General features: G+C 66.8%; 15 protein-coding genes and 1 riboswitch. Of the genes, 2 read left to right on the forward strand and 13 right to left on the reverse strand.

What is annotated here, in order from left to right; all coding sequences use genetic code 11:
* Positions 1 to 9: 9 nt before the first annotated feature.
* Positions 10 to 2,361 (reverse strand): TonB-dependent receptor, encoded by a 2,352-nt coding sequence (locus IF809_RS32975; RefSeq protein WP_462839604.1) that lies wholly within the window; start codon positions 2,359 to 2,361, stop codon positions 10 to 12.
* A 116-nt stretch (positions 2,362 to 2,477) separates the two neighbouring features.
* Positions 2,478 to 2,679, reverse strand: a riboswitch (cobalamin riboswitch).
* A gap of 72 nt (positions 2,680 to 2,751) precedes the next feature.
* Here IF809_RS32975 and IF809_RS32980 point away from each other — a divergent pair.
* Positions 2,752 to 3,324 (forward strand): histidine phosphatase family protein, encoded by a 573-nt coding sequence (locus IF809_RS32980; RefSeq protein ID WP_462839605.1) that lies wholly within the window; start codon positions 2,752 to 2,754, stop codon positions 3,322 to 3,324.
* On the opposite strand, the gene cobT is transcribed toward IF809_RS32980, so the two are convergent.
* The 7 genes from cobT to cbiE are packed head-to-tail and all read right to left on the reverse strand — an operon-like array spanning position 3,317 to position 9,489.
* Positions 3,317 to 4,369 (reverse strand): nicotinate-nucleotide--dimethylbenzimidazole phosphoribosyltransferase, encoded by a 1,053-nt coding sequence (gene cobT / locus IF809_RS32985; protein ID WP_462839606.1) that lies wholly within the window; start codon positions 4,367 to 4,369, stop codon positions 3,317 to 3,319. The two genes, IF809_RS32980 and cobT, sit on opposite strands and share 8 nt — an antisense overlap.
* The gene (gene cobF / locus IF809_RS32990) at positions 4,359 to 5,129 is read right to left on the reverse strand and encodes a precorrin-6A synthase (deacetylating) (protein ID WP_128967163.1); all 771 of its coding nucleotides are present in this window, start codon (positions 5,127 to 5,129) and stop codon (positions 4,359 to 4,361) included. The genes cobT and cobF overlap by 11 nt, the downstream gene beginning before the upstream one ends.
* A complete protein-coding gene (gene cobA / locus IF809_RS32995) occupies positions 5,126 to 5,857 on the reverse strand; it encodes a uroporphyrinogen-III C-methyltransferase (RefSeq protein ID WP_462839607.1) in 732 nt (243 codons plus the stop codon). The genes cobF and cobA overlap by 4 nt, the downstream gene beginning before the upstream one ends.
* Positions 5,854 to 7,164 (reverse strand): cobyrinate a,c-diamide synthase, encoded by a 1,311-nt coding sequence (locus IF809_RS33000; protein ID WP_462839608.1) that lies wholly within the window; start codon positions 7,162 to 7,164, stop codon positions 5,854 to 5,856. The genes cobA and IF809_RS33000 overlap by 4 nt, the downstream gene beginning before the upstream one ends.
* Positions 7,164 to 7,946 carry a precorrin-4 C(11)-methyltransferase gene (cobM, locus tag IF809_RS33005; protein WP_462839609.1) on the reverse strand — a complete coding sequence of 261 codons (783 nt, stop codon included), beginning with the start codon at positions 7,944 to 7,946 and terminating at the stop codon, positions 7,164 to 7,166. The genes IF809_RS33000 and cobM overlap by 1 nt, the downstream gene beginning before the upstream one ends.
* The gene (locus IF809_RS33010) at positions 7,943 to 8,311 is read right to left on the reverse strand and encodes a cobalamin biosynthesis protein (RefSeq protein WP_453979528.1); all 369 of its coding nucleotides are present in this window, start codon (positions 8,309 to 8,311) and stop codon (positions 7,943 to 7,945) included. Before IF809_RS33010 ends, cobM begins: the two co-directional genes overlap by 4 nt.
* Entirely contained in the window at positions 8,308 to 9,489 is a 1,182-nt protein-coding gene (gene cbiE / locus IF809_RS33015; RefSeq protein ID WP_462839610.1) for a precorrin-6y C5,15-methyltransferase (decarboxylating) subunit CbiE, read from the reverse strand. The genes IF809_RS33010 and cbiE overlap by 4 nt, the downstream gene beginning before the upstream one ends.
* On the opposite strand from cbiE, the gene IF809_RS33020 reads away from it, so the two are divergent.
* Positions 9,488 to 10,234, forward strand: coding sequence for a cobalt-precorrin-6A reductase (locus IF809_RS33020; RefSeq protein ID WP_462839611.1), 747 nt, complete (start codon positions 9,488 to 9,490; stop codon positions 10,232 to 10,234). The two genes, cbiE and IF809_RS33020, sit on opposite strands and share 2 nt — an antisense overlap.
* On the opposite strand, the gene cobJ is transcribed toward IF809_RS33020, so the two are convergent.
* The 5 genes from cobJ to cobN form a co-directional block, all read right to left on the reverse strand.
* Positions 10,210 to 10,944: a precorrin-3B C(17)-methyltransferase gene (gene cobJ, locus IF809_RS33025; protein ID WP_462839612.1), complete on the reverse strand. Its 735-nt coding sequence runs from the start codon at positions 10,942 to 10,944 to the stop codon at positions 10,210 to 10,212. The two genes, IF809_RS33020 and cobJ, sit on opposite strands and share 25 nt — an antisense overlap.
* Complete coding sequence (locus IF809_RS33030) at positions 10,941 to 11,672, reverse strand: precorrin-2 C(20)-methyltransferase (RefSeq protein WP_128967171.1); 732 nt, start codon at positions 11,670 to 11,672, stop codon at positions 10,941 to 10,943. Before IF809_RS33030 ends, cobJ begins: the two co-directional genes overlap by 4 nt.
* A gap of 2 nt (positions 11,673 to 11,674) precedes the next feature.
* Positions 11,675 to 12,304, reverse strand: coding sequence for a precorrin-8X methylmutase (locus tag IF809_RS33035; RefSeq protein ID WP_462839613.1), 630 nt, complete (start codon positions 12,302 to 12,304; stop codon positions 11,675 to 11,677).
* Positions 12,304 to 13,464, reverse strand: coding sequence for a precorrin-3B synthase (gene cobG / locus IF809_RS33040; protein WP_462839614.1), 1,161 nt, complete (start codon positions 13,462 to 13,464; stop codon positions 12,304 to 12,306). Before cobG ends, IF809_RS33035 begins: the two co-directional genes overlap by 1 nt.
* Positions 13,461 to 15,909 (reverse strand): cobaltochelatase subunit CobN (gene cobN, locus IF809_RS33045; RefSeq protein WP_462839615.1); only part of this gene is annotated, 2,449 nt, incomplete at its 5' end. The genes cobN and cobG, both read right to left, overlap by 4 nt.

Here is a 15,909-nt window from a genome sequence, read left to right on the forward strand (position 1 = left end):
GCTTATGCCCTACCATTTGAACGCGGCCGAGATTTCGTAGGTCCGCGGCGAGCCCAAGAGGATCTGGTCGGGATAGAACGGATCGCCCCAGATCGCGTAGCGCTTGTCGGTAAAGTTGCGGATCCGAAGGGTCAGGCGGGCGTGATCGACCGTAGCGAACCCCGTCCTGGGGATGTCCACGAAGGCGTAGAGATCGCCCACCGTATAGGCGTTCATGGTCACGGTGTTGGCGTCACTATTGTAGCGGTCGCCGACATGGCGGCCGGTGATGCCGATCTCGACCGGCCAGGGCGTGAAGAAACGCCAGGATGCGCCGGCATTGACGACGATACGCGGCACGTTCGGTGGCGTATTGCCCGAGAAGGAACCGCCGGCAAAATCAAAGTCAGCATAGCGCGCATCGACATAGGCGATGTTGCCCCATAGCCGCAGCGGCTCGATCGGGCGGATCGATCCGGCGAGCTCGATGCCCTTCGATTCCTGCCGTCCCGCGATGTTGAGGGTCTGACCGCCGGCCGCGGCATAAACGTTTTTGCGCAGGATGTCGTAAGCCGAGAACGACCACTCCGCCCTGTTGTCCCACAGCAGGTGCTTGACTCCGGTCTCGTAGGTGCGCGCGGTGGTCAGATCCAGCTTCTGCGTCGGCGCGATCAGGAAGATGTTGTTGGCCGAGACGTCGGCACCGGTGGCGTACTGGCTGAAGAAGGTCAAACCGGGCACGGCTTCCCAGGTGTAGCCGATCCGCCCAGTGACCGGCGCCCAGTCTTTCGTGAATGGGAAGTTCGCCTTCTCCAGACCGTTGACGTCGGTCGAATTGCGGTCGAGCCCGATATGGTCGACGCGCAGCCCGCCGATCAGCGCGAAGGTACGCGTCAACTTCAACCGGTCCTCGAACGACAGCGCCTCGTTGTCGATGCGCGCGGTCTGCTGCTGCGTCGTCAACAGCCCGTAGAAGCCGCGGTTGGGATCGACCAACGAAACGGAGTCGCCGGGAAAATTCGCAGCCCCCGGCCTGACGAAGTCGAGGTAGCTCGACGACAATGTCGTGACGAGACGATTTCCGAAGCCCGCGATATCGGCATCCCATGTCAGATCGGTGATGGTGCCGACCAGGCGCTGGCTGTGCGCCACGTAGAAGCGGCTGCGATCGACCGTGTTCGTGGCCGTGTTGAACGCCTCGACCTCGTTGTTGAACCAGCTGCGTTCGGCGCCGTAGCCATAAGCCTGGCTCTTCAGCATCAAATCAGGCGCCAGCTTCAGCTCGAACCCGCCGCGCAGCCAGACTTCCTGCGCCACGTTCCTGTTATCGAGGACATTGTAGTTGGTGATGAAGGTTCGATCGTCGATGGTCACACGCCCGAGATTGGCCCCGTTGAAGTTCGAGACGTAACTTCCGGAGACGATGCCCGCCGTCGCATGCGAGCCGCTGAACGCGACCGGAACCAGTGGCGCGCCCCAATAGGCCTTGCCGCGGTCCTCGCGATATTCGACGGCGCCCCAGACCTTGAGGCTCTCGGAGACGCGGTAATTGAACTGGCCGGAGACATCAAGCGTTTTGGTGTTGGTGTCATCGGCAAACCCGTTGAGGGTGGAACGGCTGACGTCGAGGCGGTAGTCCAGGCCCTGCACGTTGGTGCTGCCGCCCGAGCCGTAATGGACGCGAAACGAGCTCAGGGAGTCATACGATAAGTCCGCCTCGTTGCGGATCGCTCCGGTGTGCGGCTGCTTGGTGACGAAATTGATCGCGCCGCCGGCGGCGCCTTCGCCCGAGATCAGCGAGGCCGGGCCCTTCAGGATTTCCACGGCTTCGAGATTGGCGGTGTCCATGATCCGCGAAGTCATGTTCTGCGGGCCGATCTTGATGCCGTTGTAGAGCGTGTTGATCTGGCTGTTGGTGAAGCCGCGCATCGAGAACGCCGAGGGCTCGGCGGGATTGTCGCCGGCGGTGACGCCGACAGCGCCCTGGGCCACGTCGGAGACTGTGCGGTAGCCCTGCTCGCGCATGGTGTCGGCGGAGATCACCTCGACGGTCGCGGGTGTCTCGCGCACGGTCAGGCCGAGGCGCGAGACGCTCTCGGCGACGGCGTTGCTGTTGAGAGGGGTCGGAGCATTCGGGATGACTGGCTTGGATGCGGCCGTCATCGCGGCCGGCCTGCGCGCTGCCGTACGTCGTGCGCTCGCCGCGTCCCGGCCGGCCGGCCTGTCCTGCTTGCGCGAGGGCGGCGCCGACACCTCCACCGGCGGCAGCGGCTCGCGAGCCTGCTGCGCCAACGCAGCCGGCATGTTGAGAACGACAAAAAATATGAGGGCGGAGGACACCAGCAGAAAGCGGCGTGATCGTACAATACGAGCGGAAGACACGGTCTCGGACCTCGGCGTGACGTCAGTGGCACGTCACCGCGAACCAAGGTCCCATCTTCAGGCTGTCAGCCGTCCGATGAAGCCGAATGTCTGTACTCCCCGACCGACATCTTCGCGTGTGACCACGGCTGACGGCAGGTCTCCTGGCTCGCGGGTCGTGACCGCTTCGTCGCCTTCCCGGGACCGAGGACCCAGTGGCTCGTGACGAAGGATTCGCCGCTTACAGTTGCGGGGGCAGCTACGGCATTGGGGATAAATTCCCGGCACCGCATTCCCTTTTCATCCCCTCTCGGGGAAACCGTCACGAGCATCTAGGATTACGGCGAAGACGGAGTCAATGTGCCAGACGCGGCGATAAGCCACAGCGGCCAACTTCCCTGGGAGATCTGCATGGAAGGCGAGACCTTCCTCTGGCTGATACGCCATGCCCCGGTCGACGGTGCCGCTGGCACCATCCATGCGGCCGATGCGCCGGCGGATCTCGGCGATCACTCGCAACTAGAGGCGCTGCGCCGGTGCTTGCCGCGCGATGCGGCGAGTTATGCGAGCCCGGCGCGACGCACCGTCGAGACCGCACGCGCCCTGGGGCTCGAGCCTGAGCTGGTGCCCGCGTTCGGCGAGCAGGATTTTGGCGACTGGACCGGGCGTCGTCATGACGAGCTCGCCGCAACCGGTGGCGCGGCTTACGCGCAATTCTGGAGCGATCCGGCACGTAGACGACCGCCTGGAGGAGAAAGTTTTGAAGATCAGGTCGCCCGCGTTCGGCGAGCCTTCGCGGAGATTGGCGCAGGCTCGGCAACGCTGGTCGTGCATTCCGGCACCATCCGCGCCGCGCTTTGCATCGCGCTTGACCTGACGCCGCAGGCGGCGTTGCGCTTCGTCGTCGATCCGTTGTCGTTGACCCGGATCGACCGCCTCGCAACCGGCTGGCGTGTCGTGTCGGTCAATCAGCAGGTCAGCTAGGTCTGTCAGGCACATTGGCCTGCGCAAACGTCGCCATCTCATTGTGAAGCGCGCAGGCCGCCCGCACCAGCGGCAGCGCGATTGCGGCGCCCGATCCCTCGCCCAGCCTGAGGTCGAGGCTGATCAGCGGCTCGACGTTCAGCGCGCGCAGCACCAGACGATGGCCCTGCTCCGCCGATTGATGCGACGGCAGCAGGAATGGCTGGCACGACGGATTCAGACGGACCGCCGCCAGCGCCGCAACCGACACGATGAACCCGTCGATCAGCACCGGAATGCGCGCCTGCGCAGCCGCGATGATCGCGCCTGAGATCGCCGCGATCTCGAGGCCGCCGACGGCGCCCAGGATCTTTTCGGGTGAAGCACCCGCCAAGCCGTGACGCCCAATCGCGGCGTCCACCACACGCGCTTTGTGTGCGCGGCCGGCCGCATCGACACCGGTGCCATGACCCGCAATTTCCTCCGCGCTGATTCCCAGCAGGCTTGCGGCGATTGCCGCAGACGTCGTGGTATTGCCGATGCCCATCTCGCCGAAGATCAAGAGATCGGGCTGGTTGGTCTTCGCCCGCGCCACCGCACGCTGTCCGGCTTCGAAGGCGAATGCCAGCTCTGCAGGCGTCAGGGCTGGCTCAATGCTAAAATCGCGCGTGCCGTGTCGCGGCTTGTCCGTGACGATGCCCGGCATCTCTTCCTGCGCCAGCGTTCCAGCGTCAACGACTTCGAGAGTCGAACCAAGCTGGCGCGCCAACACCGAGATCGCGGCACCGCCGGACGCAAAATTCGCCATCATGGCGATGGTCACCGCTTGCGGATACGCCGAAACGCCCTGCGCGACGATGCCGTGATCGCCGGCGAAGACGATGATCGGCACGCGGGCGGCGCGAGGTCGTTCGGTCGCCTGCAGGCCGGCAAGCTCAACCGCGAGCTGCTCGAGTCGGCCGAGCGCACCGGTCGGCTTCGTCAGTTGCGCCTGCCGCACGACTGCCGTTTCGCGATCAGCGGCGGAGATATCGGGGCATTTCTGAGTGATCCATTCAGGGAGCATGCTGCCTCGCCTCTGGCCTGCGCTTGAGAATGTAACTGTCCATGATCCAGCCGTGACGCTCGCGCGCGTCCTGCCGCGTAGCGACGATACGCGGGCCCATCTCGGCCAGAGCGCCGGAGATGATGATCTGGTCTGGCATGCCGAGATAGGCGCCCCACCAGATGTGAATTCCATCAGGATCGAGCGACTGGAACGCCGTGCCGCCATCGAGCATCACCACCACGGTATCGACACCTTCAGGCCAGCCGCCTTCGCGCAGGCGGCGTCCTGTGGTGACCAGGAACGGCTCACCGATGTCGTTGAGCGGCAGCGCATGCGCCGCGCATAGCGCCTGGATCGAGGTGATGCCGGGCACGACCTCGATCTTTGGCAGCGGATTGAGCCGCCGCGCGATGCGCAGCGAGGAATCATAGAGCGAAGGATCACCCCAGATCAGCAACGCAACCCTGCCCTCAGTGCCGGTATGATCGGCGATCGTCTGCGACCAGGCCGCGGCCACGGCGTCATGCCAATCGTCCACGCCCTTGCGATAATCCGCTTCACCCGCGTCGCGCACGGGAAGATCGAATTCGGCGATGCGCGTCGTATCTTTGGTGAGCACATCGGCGCAGATCGTCCGCCTGAGATCGGCGAGATCGGATTTTGCCGTCCCCTTGCGCGGGATCAGGATGAGATCGGCCGCGTTGACTGCTTGAATCGCAGCACGCGTGAGCTGCCCGGGATCGCCGCAACCGATACCGATCAGGGAGAGCGTCATCATGACGGTCCGCCTTCCGCCAGCGCGCCGAACATGATGACAGCGGCCGTGGACGCAGCACCTCCTCGCGCAAGCTGCTCGGCGAGCTCGGCGAGCGTGGTGCGCACCAGCCGCTCGTCGTCGCGGCCAAGGGACTCAGCGAACAGCGCCGGCGTCGTGGGTGCAAGACCGTGCTCGACCAGTCTTGCAACCAGGGCCGGAAAGGTGCGCCGGCCCATATAGATCACCGTCGTCGCGTCAGGATCGGCCAGCGCCGCCCAGTTCAGATTTGGCGGCAGCTCGCCGGTGACATCGGCGCCGGTGACAAATTGCACCCGGCGCGAGGTGTGCCGGCGGGTCAGGGGAATGCCGGCCTGCGCAGCGGCGACGCAGGCCGAGGTCACGCCCGGAATGATCTCGTAGCCGATGCCGGCTTCACGCAAGGTCTCCAGCTCCTCCTCGAGTCGGCCGAAGATGCCGGCATCGCCCGACTTCAGCCGCACGACGCGCGCGCCGGTCGCGGCGTAGTCGACCAAGAGGCGGTTGACATGCTGCTGCTTTGTCGAGGGACGGCCTGCCCGTTTCCCGACCGCGACGAGATTGGCACCGGGCCGGGCCAGATCCAGGATGGCGCCTGAGGCCAGATCGTCATAGAGCACGACATCGGCGTCGCGCAGCCGCGCGGCACCCTTGAGCGTGAGCAGCTCGGGATCTCCGGGGCCGGCGGAGACGAAGGAGACAAATCCGCTCACCGGTCCTCCGCGATCAGATGGAAGAACGTGCCGCTGGCGCGGCCCCGCCGCGAGCCGGTCTCGGCGATGACCGCGCCGGTGGCGTCGTGCACGACGGCCAGCGGCGTATCGGGCTGCGCGGCGATCGTCGAATAGTGAAACTCGTGCCCGCGCAAGCGCGCGCCGATCTCATGTCCCGGCATCGGCGCAGCCAGCGTGGCGAGACGATAGCCCAGATGCATGCGGCGCTTGGCAAAGCTGGTCTCGAGCCCAAGCAAGGCCGCCATCTCGTGCCTGATACCGTCGGCATCGGTCAAAGCGGTGCCCAGCACCATGTATCCCCCGCATTCGCCGTGCACGGGCCGCGTCTCGGCGAAGGCCCGCAGGCCGCTGCGGAAGCGGGCGTTGGCGGCGATCTTGCCGGCATGAAGCTCGGGATAGCCGCCGGGCAGCCAGCAGACATCGGCACTCGCATCGGGCGTCTCGTCCGCAAGCGGCGAGAATGTGGAGATCTCCGCGCCTGCCGCACGCCAGGCTTCCAGCATATGTGGATAGACGAAGGAGAACGCGGCATCGCGGGCGAGCGCGATGCGCTGGCCGGGCGGCGTCACGTTGAGGCCGTTTGCCGCCGGTTGCGGCGACCATGTCGCGGCCGATCGCAGCACCGCATCGAGATCGACGTGCTCGGCGACGAAGCGCGCGGCCTCGTCGATCAGCTTGCCGATCTCGGCCTGCTCCTCGGCCTGCACCAGGCCGAGATGCCGCTTCGGCAGGCTGATCTCAGCATGGCGCGGCAGCGCGCCGAACACGGCAATGCCGGCATCGTTGACCGCGCGCCGCACAAGGTCCTCGTGACGCGGGCTGGCGACGCGGTTGAGCACGACGCCCGCAAGGCGCACACCGTCGCGATAATCGCGCAGGCCCGCGGCAATCGCCGCCGCGGTCTGCGCCTGCCCGGAGGGATCGATCACCAGAACCACCGGCCAGCCCAGCATCTCAGCGATATCGGCGGTGGCACCGGTGCCGGAAACACCGCGCGCAGCGACACCATCAAACAGACCCATCGAGCCCTCCGCCAGCACGATGTCGGCGTCAACGCCTCGGCTGACGAGATGCGAAATCATGGCGCGATCCATCGCCCAGCTATCGACATTGACCGAGGCGCGCCCCGTGGCCGCGGCATGGAAAGCAGGATCGATATAATCAGGGCCGCTCTTGAAACACTGCACGTTCAAGCCGCGAAGGCGCCAGGCACGCGCGAGCGCCAGCGTCAGCGTGGTCTTGCCGACGCCCGAAGCCGGCGCAGAAATCACAAGGCCTGCCGCCATCACGACACCTCCGGAAAGCGCGGCTCGGCACCAACAGGCCGATAGCGGCGATCGTAGTCGGCAGCGTAAAGGCGGCTCTCGTCGAAATCCGCGGCGCCAAGTGTCTTGCCGACCAGGATCAGCGCGGTGCGCTCCATCTCGATGCCGACAGCCGCATCGACCGTTGCGAGCGTGGCGCGAACGATGCGCTGGTCCGGCCAGCTCGCGCGCCAAACGATTGCGACCGGGCAATCCGCACCGTAATGCGGCGTCAGCTCGGCGACGACTTGGTCGAGCATATGAATCGACAAATGGATGGCGAGCACCGCGCCGGTCGCGGCGAATGCGGCGAGCTTCTCGCCTTCAGGCATTGCACTGGCGCGGCCAGGCGTGCGCGTCAGCACGACAGTCTGGGCAAGTCCAGGCAACGTCAGCTCAGCCTCAAGCGCGGCCGCTGCGGCGGAGAATGACGGCACGCCTGGGGTCACCGTGAAGGGAATGCCGAGCGCGCGCAGGCGGCGAAGCTGCTCGCCCATCGCCGACCAGATCGAGAGATCACCCGAATGCAGTCGCGCGACGTCCTTACCCTGTGCGTGCGCGGCTGAGATCTCCGCGATGATCTCGTCGAGCGACAGCGGCGCGGTGTTGACGATGCGCGCACCGGGCGGACAATGCGCTAGCACGCCCTCGGGCACCAACGATCCCGCATAGAGACAGACCGGGCAGGCGGCGATCAAATCGCGCCCGCGCAGGGTCAACAAGTCAGGTGCGCCCGGCCCGGCGCCGATGAAATGCACGGTCATGGGCCGTCTCCTTCGGCAATCGCGGCGGTCGCGGTGCGATCCTGCGAGACGACCCGCGTCGCGATAATCCGCGCACGAGCGCCGGCTGCTGCGAGTGCCGCCGCCTCGGCAACGGAGCCGGTGCCGAACTTTTCGACGACGAGCTCCGACTGCGTAGGCGTGCCGATCCGCGCGAGTTCATCGGCCGGCACCGCCCTGATCGGCACGCCGCACTCGCGCGCGAGCTGCTTCAGGGCCTCTGCATCGGCCTTTTCGCTCACGGTCGCCACAGCCGTGAGGCCATTGGAACCGCCGGCCGCTGCAAGCGCCTCGCGCAACGAGGCGAGCGTCACGTCTTTTTTGAATCCGAGCCCGGCGACCTTCATCGCACCACACTCCACTGCGCCACCGGCCGCGCCGCCTCCCACGAGCGATAACGGCCGAGCGGAGCGGCATGCGCAAACTCGACACGCATCAACTCGCCGCCGTGTTGCTGATGCAGCTCCCCGAGCAGCCCCTCCGTCTCCAGCGTCACGGAATGCGCGACGAGCCGCGCGCCCGGCTTGAGCCGCGACCAGATGCCATCGAACATGGCGCGGTCGAGACCACCGCCGATGAAGACGGCATCGGGTGCCGCGCACGCAGCCAGTGCTTCGGGAGCTTTTCCGGCGAGAATGGTGATGCGGTGCGCCAACCCGAACGCGGCCGCATTGTCACGAATATTCGCGGCCCGATCCTCGCGCAGTTCGATCGCTGTTGCCGTTCCACCGCACAGCGCCCACTCGACCGAGATCGAGCCCGAGCCGGCGCCGATGTCCCACAGCCGCTCGCCCGGACGCGGCGCCAGCGTCGAAAGCGCAAGCGCGCGCACCGGTCGCTTGGTGATCTGGCCGTCATGGGCGAACAGATCGTCCGACAATCCAGAGCTGCGGGGAAGACCCTGCCCTCCCCGCGCCTGGACCGCCACCGCGACCAGGTTTCCGGGAACATCCTCAGCAAACAGATCGGCGCGGTGCTGATCGATGGATTCTCGCGGCCCGCCGAGTCCCTGGAGAGTCCAGAGAAGCGAGGCGCCCCATCCGCGTCGGGTCAGCCATTTGGCGAGCTCACCGGCGGCCTTCCCGTCGCGCACGAGGCAAATGATGCGCGCATCTTGCGCCAGATGCGGAACAAGACGCTCGAAGGGTGCGGCGTGGAGACCGAGGCAGGCGGTTGCTTCGAGGCGCCAGCCCAGCCTCGCGGCAGCGAGCGAGAAGGTCGATGGCGCCGGATGCGCGATCCATTCGTCGTCCCGCAGCTTCTCGGCAAGACCTGCACCGGCGCCATGCCAGAACGGATCGCCAGAGGCGAGCACCGCCGTCGGTCGCCCGCGACAGCTCAACACGACTTCGGAGTCGAACGGCACCGGCCACGCGCGGCCGCGGCTTCCGGCGTCTGCAAGCGCGAGGTGCCGCTCACCGCCAAACACAGTTTCTGCGTCGGCGAGTGCCTTTCGACTTGCCTCGGACAGCCCGGCAAGGCCATCTTCGCCAATACCGATGATGGTCAGCCAGGGATCAGACATGACACGCGCCCTTATTCTGGGCGGAATTGCCGATGCGAACGTGCTCGCCGCGGAGATCGCGCGCGCAGGCATCGATGCCGTCTATTCCTATGGCGGCCGCACCCGCGCCCCGGCGGATCAGCCCCTGCCGACGCGCATCGGCGGCTTCGGCGGCGCGAGCGGACTTGCCGATACCATCAAGCGCGAAGGCATCACGCATGTGATCGATGCGACTCATCCTTTTGCGGCCGAGATGAGTCGCAACGCCATCGAAGCCTGCGCGCAAACCGGCACGCCGCTCATCGCGCTGGAGCGCGCGCCCTGGAGCAAGGCGCCCGGCGATATCTGGATCGAGGTGGCTGATGTCGACGCAGCGGTCGCCGCGCTGCCCGAAGCGCCCGCGAACGTGTTCCTTGCCATCGGCCGCCAGCACATCGCGCCGTTCGCAAGACAGCCGCAACACGCCTATACGCTGCGGTTTGTCGATCCGCCTGACACGCCCCGGCCTTTTCCAGCGGATGTGATCGTGTCGCGCGGACCGTTCACAGTCGACCGCGAGCTGGAGATGCTGCGCGCGCGCAAGATCGCCTGGATCGTCGCCCGCAATTCCGGCGGCGACGGCGCGCGCGCCAAGGTCGACGCCGCGCGCCTGCTCGGCCTGCCCGTGATCATGATCTCCCGGCCGCAAGTGCCTGAAAGGCCTCGCGTGGAGAACGTCACTGAAGTGATGCAGTGGCTCGGTCATCGGACCTGCCTCGGCGCGTAGACCCAGCGGCCGACGCGGCGTGTCTGCGAACTGCCGACGATCACGAGCGTGCGCATGTCAGCCATCTCGGGCGTCGCCTCGTCCAGCGTCACCGTCACGATTGTCTCATCGGGAGCGCTGATCGCGCGCGCGAAGATCATGAGGCGCTCGCCGCAGCCGGCTTCCTTCAGCACCGCGAGCGCGCGGCCAAATCCCTCCGGCCGGCTCGCCGAACGCGGATTGTACATCGCGATGGAAAAATCAGCTTCCGCAGCCAGGCGCAGGCGCTTCTCGATCACTGCCCAGGGCTTGAGATTGTCGGAGAGATTGATCGCGCAGAAATCATGACCGAGCGGTGCGCCGGCGCGCGCGGCGGCGGCTAGCATTGCGGTGATTCCCGGCAGCACGCGGATCGGCAGGTCCCGATATTGCGGCGCCTGTTCGAGTGCCTCAAACACGGCTGACGCCATCGCAAATACGCCGGGGTCACCCGAGGAGACGACCACCACCTGCCCGCCTTCGGCCGCAAGGCGCAACGCCTCACGCGCGCGCTGCAGCTCCTCGCGGTTGTTGGAGGGATGCAGCCTGAGCCCCGGCCGCGGTGGGACGCGTGCCACATAAGGCGCATAGCCCAGAATGTCGGTCGCGGCGGCCAGCGCAGCGGAGACCTCCGGCGTCACCAGCGCCTCGCTACCCGGGCCGAGGCCCGCGATGGTTAGCGTGCCCGTCATTCGGCAGCATCCGGGTGCCGGCCCGTGCCATGCACCAGCACGATCGCAAAATAGGGACAATCGGCGGCATCGATCTCGGCAAGCCGCACCACGCGCTCGCCCGGCATGGTGCCGCGCTCGACCAGCCAGGCATCGTCGAGCCGGCCTGCGGATGCGAGCGCGCGGCGCACTTTTGCGAGATTGCGGCCGGTCTTCATGACGACCAGCGCATCGGAATCGCGCATGCGGCGTTCGAGCTCGGCTTCGGGAAGCGTGCCCATCAGCACCGTCGTCACGTCGTCGCCGAGCGCGATCGGCTGGCCGACGCCGTTCCAGCAGCCGACCATGCCGGGAATGCCGGCGATCACTTCGATCTCGGAGCGGCCCAGCAGGCGCGTGTGCAGATGCATGAAGGAGCCGTAAAAATAGGGATCGCCCTCACAGAGCACGACGACGTCGACCGCGCGCGACAGCCGCGCCAGCCGCTCGGCCCATTCGTCGTAAAACCCCGCCAGCAGCTGGACGTATTCGGCACTGTCAAACGCGATCTCCGTGGTCACCGGATATTCCATCGGATACTCGGTGACGTCAGCCGCCAGCATGCCTTCGACGATGCGCCGCGCCTGGCCGGGCCGCCCCTTCTTGCGGAAATAGGCGACATGTTTCGCGGCACGCACGGTTCGATCGGCGCGCACGCTCATGAGATCGGGATCGCCGGGGCCGAGACCGCAGCAGATGATGCGTCCCATGACTATTCGCTCCGGCTCGCGAGCGCGTTCACGGCGGCCACCGTGATCGCGGAGCCACCGAGGCGGCCTTCGACCGTCAACGCGGGCACGGGCGGATCAGCCATCAGCGCGGCCTTGGATTCGGCCGCACCGACGAAGCCGACCGGGCAGCCGATGATCGCTGCCGGCCGCGGACAATTCTGGTCCTCCAGCATGTTGAGCAGGTGAAACAGTGCCGTCGGCGCATTGCCGATCGCAACGATCGCTCCATCGAGGTGCGGCCGCCACAGCTCCAGCGCTGCAGCCGATCGCGTATTGCGCATCGATTGCGCCAGCGCGGGCACGGTCTCGTCGCCGAGCGTGCAGATGACGGCATTGGCCGCGGGCAGTCTCGCGCGCGTGATTCCCTCCGACACCATGCGCGCATCGCACAGGATCGGCGCCCCCTTCTGCAAAGCGGCGCGTGCAGCGGCCACCATCCCAGGCGTGAATCGGATATGCGCCTCCAGGCCCACCATGCCGGCGGCATGGATCATCCGCACCACCACCTGCTCCTCGTCAGGTGTGAAGCGCACAAGATCAGCCTCGGCGCGGATGGTCGCAAAGGATTGCCGATAGATCGCCGCGCCATCGGTCTCGTAAACGTGCGGCATCAGTTCCCTCCCATCAGGACGGAGGGATCGCTGATGATGTCGTCGCGATCGAGTCCGCGCAGGACGGGCTCGTCGCGCGTCGATCCGCTACGCACCAGATCGAATCCTTGAGCGGTCGCGACCAGCGTGATCGCCGCCGTGCCGGAATGGGCACAACCCTTGACGCAGCCGGAGACGTGAAGCTGCGCAGCCGCGCCGATGTTGTGCGCCAGCGCCGCCGCCAGCGCGCGGGTATCGGCATGCGCCTCGCGACAGCGCGGCGCGCCGCTGCAGGTGATGACGCGCAGCGCCGGGTCGTAGGGTTCGGTGATCAGGCCGGGCGCCGACGGCATCGTCCGCTTGCCCTCGCTCAAAACCATTCGCCACGGCGTCATCCGCAGCGCATGCCCGCAACCGGAGAGCTGATGAAGCGTCGCATGCGACAACTGCCCGAAGGCGACGCCGACCATGGCGCCCTGCGGATAGAGACCGGGACGCGCGGCAGCCATGATTGGCGCAGGCTCCGTCTCGCCCCGCAGCGCCTCGGGCAATTTTGCGCCGGAGGCAAGATGCGTTGCCATCCGCCCTCGTCCGTTCTTGACGCCGGAGGCGACGAACCAGCGCGCAACGGCAAGCGCAGTCGCGACAGCTTCGCCGCGTGCGACGCTGCGGCCGAGTCTGGCGCCCTCCGCGCGCACGAGGAGACCGCCGGCAGCATCACGCTCGATCCGCACATCGGCGGAATTACCGGCAAGCACGCGCGACTTGCCGTCATCGATGGCGAAGCCGAATTTCACAGGCAGCTCCAGCATGCTGTCCGCCAGCGCCTCTTCCAACTCCGCTGCGAGCGCCTGGGTCTCGTCGCCGTCGCGCCAGAACGGCGTGACCAGGATATTGCGCCGGGATTCGATGACGGCATCCGGATCGAGCAGGGTCAGTTGCGCAAGACCGTCGAGCAGCAGCCGGTGGCTGGTGTCGCTGACGCCCCTGATCTGGAGATTGGCGCGGCTAGTCACGTCAATCAGCCCGTTGCCATGACGCTGGGCGAGATCAGCAAGTCCGGCAGCCTGCGCCGCGTCGAGCCGCCCGCCGAACGGGCGGACGCGGACCACGAGCCCGTCGCCCGATGGCATCGGCCTAATAGCACCGGGGCACCAGCCCTTGACCGAAGCCGCGCTCATGACGCCTCCTTCAGCGCAGCCGCGATCGAATTACGGCGCGTTCGCCAGAGCGAGGCCTCGTGCAAGCGGGTGAAGCAGATTTCCATCGCGGCGAGCGCCGCCTGATTTTCCCGGGCCATGAAGGCGCGAACATCATCGTTGCCGAGCGTCGCGTCGTAATAGAGATCGAACAGATGCGGCGGCACGGCGCCGGCGAGATGCGCGAAGGCGGCCATGTGCTCGAGCGTGGCCGTGATCTCGGCGGCACCGCGAAAGCCGTGGCGCATCATGCCGGCGATCCAGGCCGGATTGGCCGCGCGCGCACGGACGACCCGGGAGATTTCCTCGGTCAGCGTACGCGCGTGCGGCTCGTCGGGTCGCGTCGTGTCGAGATGATAGAGCGATGGCCCTGACACACCGAGATGGGCTGCCGCAGCCGCGACGCCGGCTTCGTGCGCAGCATAGTCGGCGGCGAGCAGCAGGTCTGTTTCCGGCAAATCCTGGGCGTGAACGAACGCAGCGGCCGATGCGAGCCGCTGTTCGATGCCGGCGCGATCCGGCTTGATTCCGCCATCAGCTGTGAATGCCCAGGACGAGGCCGACAGCCAGGCCTCGCCCGCCGCGTCGCGCGTCTCGGATGTGAAGGCATCCGGGATCGCCGAGAGGCCGACGCCATACTGTCCGGGCCGGGGTGCAAACACGCGGGAGACACGGTGGCGGTAGGGATTATCGTCGCCCTCCTCCTCGCGCGATGCGAGCGCTTCGGAAGCGGCTTCGAACAATTGCGCGAGGCCCGTGAAGACATCGCGGAACAGGCCCGACACGCGCAGTGTCACGTCGATGCGGGGACGGCCAAGCTCGGCCGGCGCAATGATGTCGTAGCCGGTGACGCGGCCGGAGGCATGGTCCCAGCGCGGCGCGAGACCTGCCAGATGCAGCGCCATCGCAAACTCCTCGCCCGCGGTGCGCATCGTCGCAGAGCCCCAGAGATCAACGACGAGGCCCTTCGGCCAGTCGCCGTGATCCTGAAGATGGCGGCGCAGCAGCTCTTCGGCGAGCTTGATGCCTTGCGCATGCGCCGAAGGCGACGGCACCGCGCGCGGATCGACGGCGAACAGATTGCGTCCCGTCGGCAGCACGTCGTGACGCCCGCGATAGGGCGAACCCGACGGGCCCGGTGCAACGCGCCGGCCTGCAAGCGCGGCCCGCAGAGCATCACGCTCGGCTTCGCCACAGGCGCCACGGCCGAACACATGCAGGCCGTCGCCGAATTGGCTTTCCTTGAGATCGCAGACGAAGCGATCGATGCGCGGAATGGCTTCGGCCGGCGCGGCCGATGCTTCGAGGCCGAGATCGTGTTCGAGACCGGCGGCCCGGGCCTCGTCGCGGATCGCGGCGATCAGGCGCTGGCGGCGGGCGGGATCGAGACCGTCGGCGGTCGAATATTCGTCGAGCAGCCGTTCGAGCCGGCGCAAGCCTTCCGGGACCGCAGCTGTTTCCAGCGGCGGCGGCAGATGGCCGATGGTGACGGCGCCGATACGCCGCTTGGCCTGCGCCGCTTCGCCGGGATCGTTGACAATGAAGGGATAGATCACGGGGAGATCGCCAATCAGCGCCTCAGGCCAGCAGCTTGAGGATAGCGCCACGGATTTTCCGGGCAGCCATTCCAGGGTGCCATGGGCGCCCATATGCACGACTGCATCAATCTCCTGCGCGCGGAGCCAGAGATAGAACGCGACATAGGCATGGCGCGGGGTGCGAGCGAGGTCGTGATAGTCGGTATCGCGCGTAGCCGCATCGCCGCGCTCGGGCTGAACGGCAATGATTGATCGGCCGCAAGAGATCGCAGCGAAGTGAAACGCACCGTCGCGGCAGCTCGGGTCACTCTCTGGCGCGCCCCAGGCCTGCGCGAGATCGTCCTGCAGTGATTGCAGGAGGCAGGAGAGTGCGGCACGGTATTCGGCGACACTCCACGTCAAAGCCCGCGTCTGCAATCTCTCGCCAAGACCTTGAACCGGCGCAATGCCGTAGCCTGTCTCAGCGAGATCGGAGACCAATGCTCCGACCGACGCCAGCGCATCGAGACCAACCGCGTGCGCGATCTGATGCGGACGGCCCGGATAGCTGGAGAGCACGATGGCCAGCCGCTTTTCGGATGCCGGCTTCTGCGCGAGGCGATGCCACGCCGCCACGCGCGCGGCAACAGCCTTCACGCGCTCTTCATCCGGCCTGTGAGCCAGATGCGAAAATTGCAGATCGGGATCGCGCGTGTCCGCCGATTTGAAACTCACCACACCCGCGAACAGGCGGCCGTCGACCTCGGGCAGCACGACATGCATCGCGAGATCGCCGGGCGAAAGACCGCGCAGCGACTCCGCCCAGTCTTCGCGGCGCGCCGACGAGAGCGCGACCTGGAACACCGGACACGATCTGTCTCTTATACACATCTGACGCTGCCGACGAACT

The sequence above is a fragment of the Bradyrhizobium sp. UFLA06-24 genome (genome assembly GCF_054967145.1).

Bases quoted from the DNA above. Each gene is read 5' to 3' on its own strand.
- IF809_RS33020 (WP_462839611.1), top strand. From the start codon at position 9,488: ATGACACGCGCCCTTATTCTGGGCGGAATTGCCGATGCGAACGTGCTC.
- cobG (WP_462839614.1), bottom strand. From the start codon at position 13,464: ATGAGCGCGGCTTCGGTCAAGGGCTGGTGCCCCGGTGCTATTAGGCCG.
- IF809_RS33035 (WP_462839613.1), bottom strand. From the start codon at position 12,304: ATGCCGCACGTTTACGAGACCGATGGCGCGGCGATCTATCGGCAATCC.
- IF809_RS33030 (WP_128967171.1), bottom strand. From the start codon at position 11,672: ATGGGACGCATCATCTGCTGCGGTCTCGGCCCCGGCGATCCCGATCTC.
- cobF (WP_128967163.1), bottom strand. From the start codon at position 5,129: ATGATGACGCTCTCCCTGATCGGTATCGGTTGCGGCGATCCCGGGCAG.
- IF809_RS33010 (WP_453979528.1), bottom strand. From the start codon at position 8,311: ATGAAGGTCGCCGGGCTCGGATTCAAAAAAGACGTGACGCTCGCCTCG.
- IF809_RS32980 (WP_462839605.1), top strand. From the start codon at position 2,752: ATGGAAGGCGAGACCTTCCTCTGGCTGATACGCCATGCCCCGGTCGAC.
- cbiE (WP_462839610.1), bottom strand. From the start codon at position 9,489: ATGTCTGATCCCTGGCTGACCATCATCGGTATTGGCGAAGATGGCCTT.
- cobT (WP_462839606.1), bottom strand. From the start codon at position 4,369: ATGCTCCCTGAATGGATCACTCAGAAATGCCCCGATATCTCCGCCGCT.
- cobM (WP_462839609.1), bottom strand. From the start codon at position 7,946: ATGACCGTGCATTTCATCGGCGCCGGGCCGGGCGCACCTGACTTGTTG.
- cobJ (WP_462839612.1), bottom strand. From the start codon at position 10,944: ATGACGGGCACGCTAACCATCGCGGGCCTCGGCCCGGGTAGCGAGGCG.
- IF809_RS33000 (WP_462839608.1), bottom strand. From the start codon at position 7,164: ATGGCGGCAGGCCTTGTGATTTCTGCGCCGGCTTCGGGCGTCGGCAAG.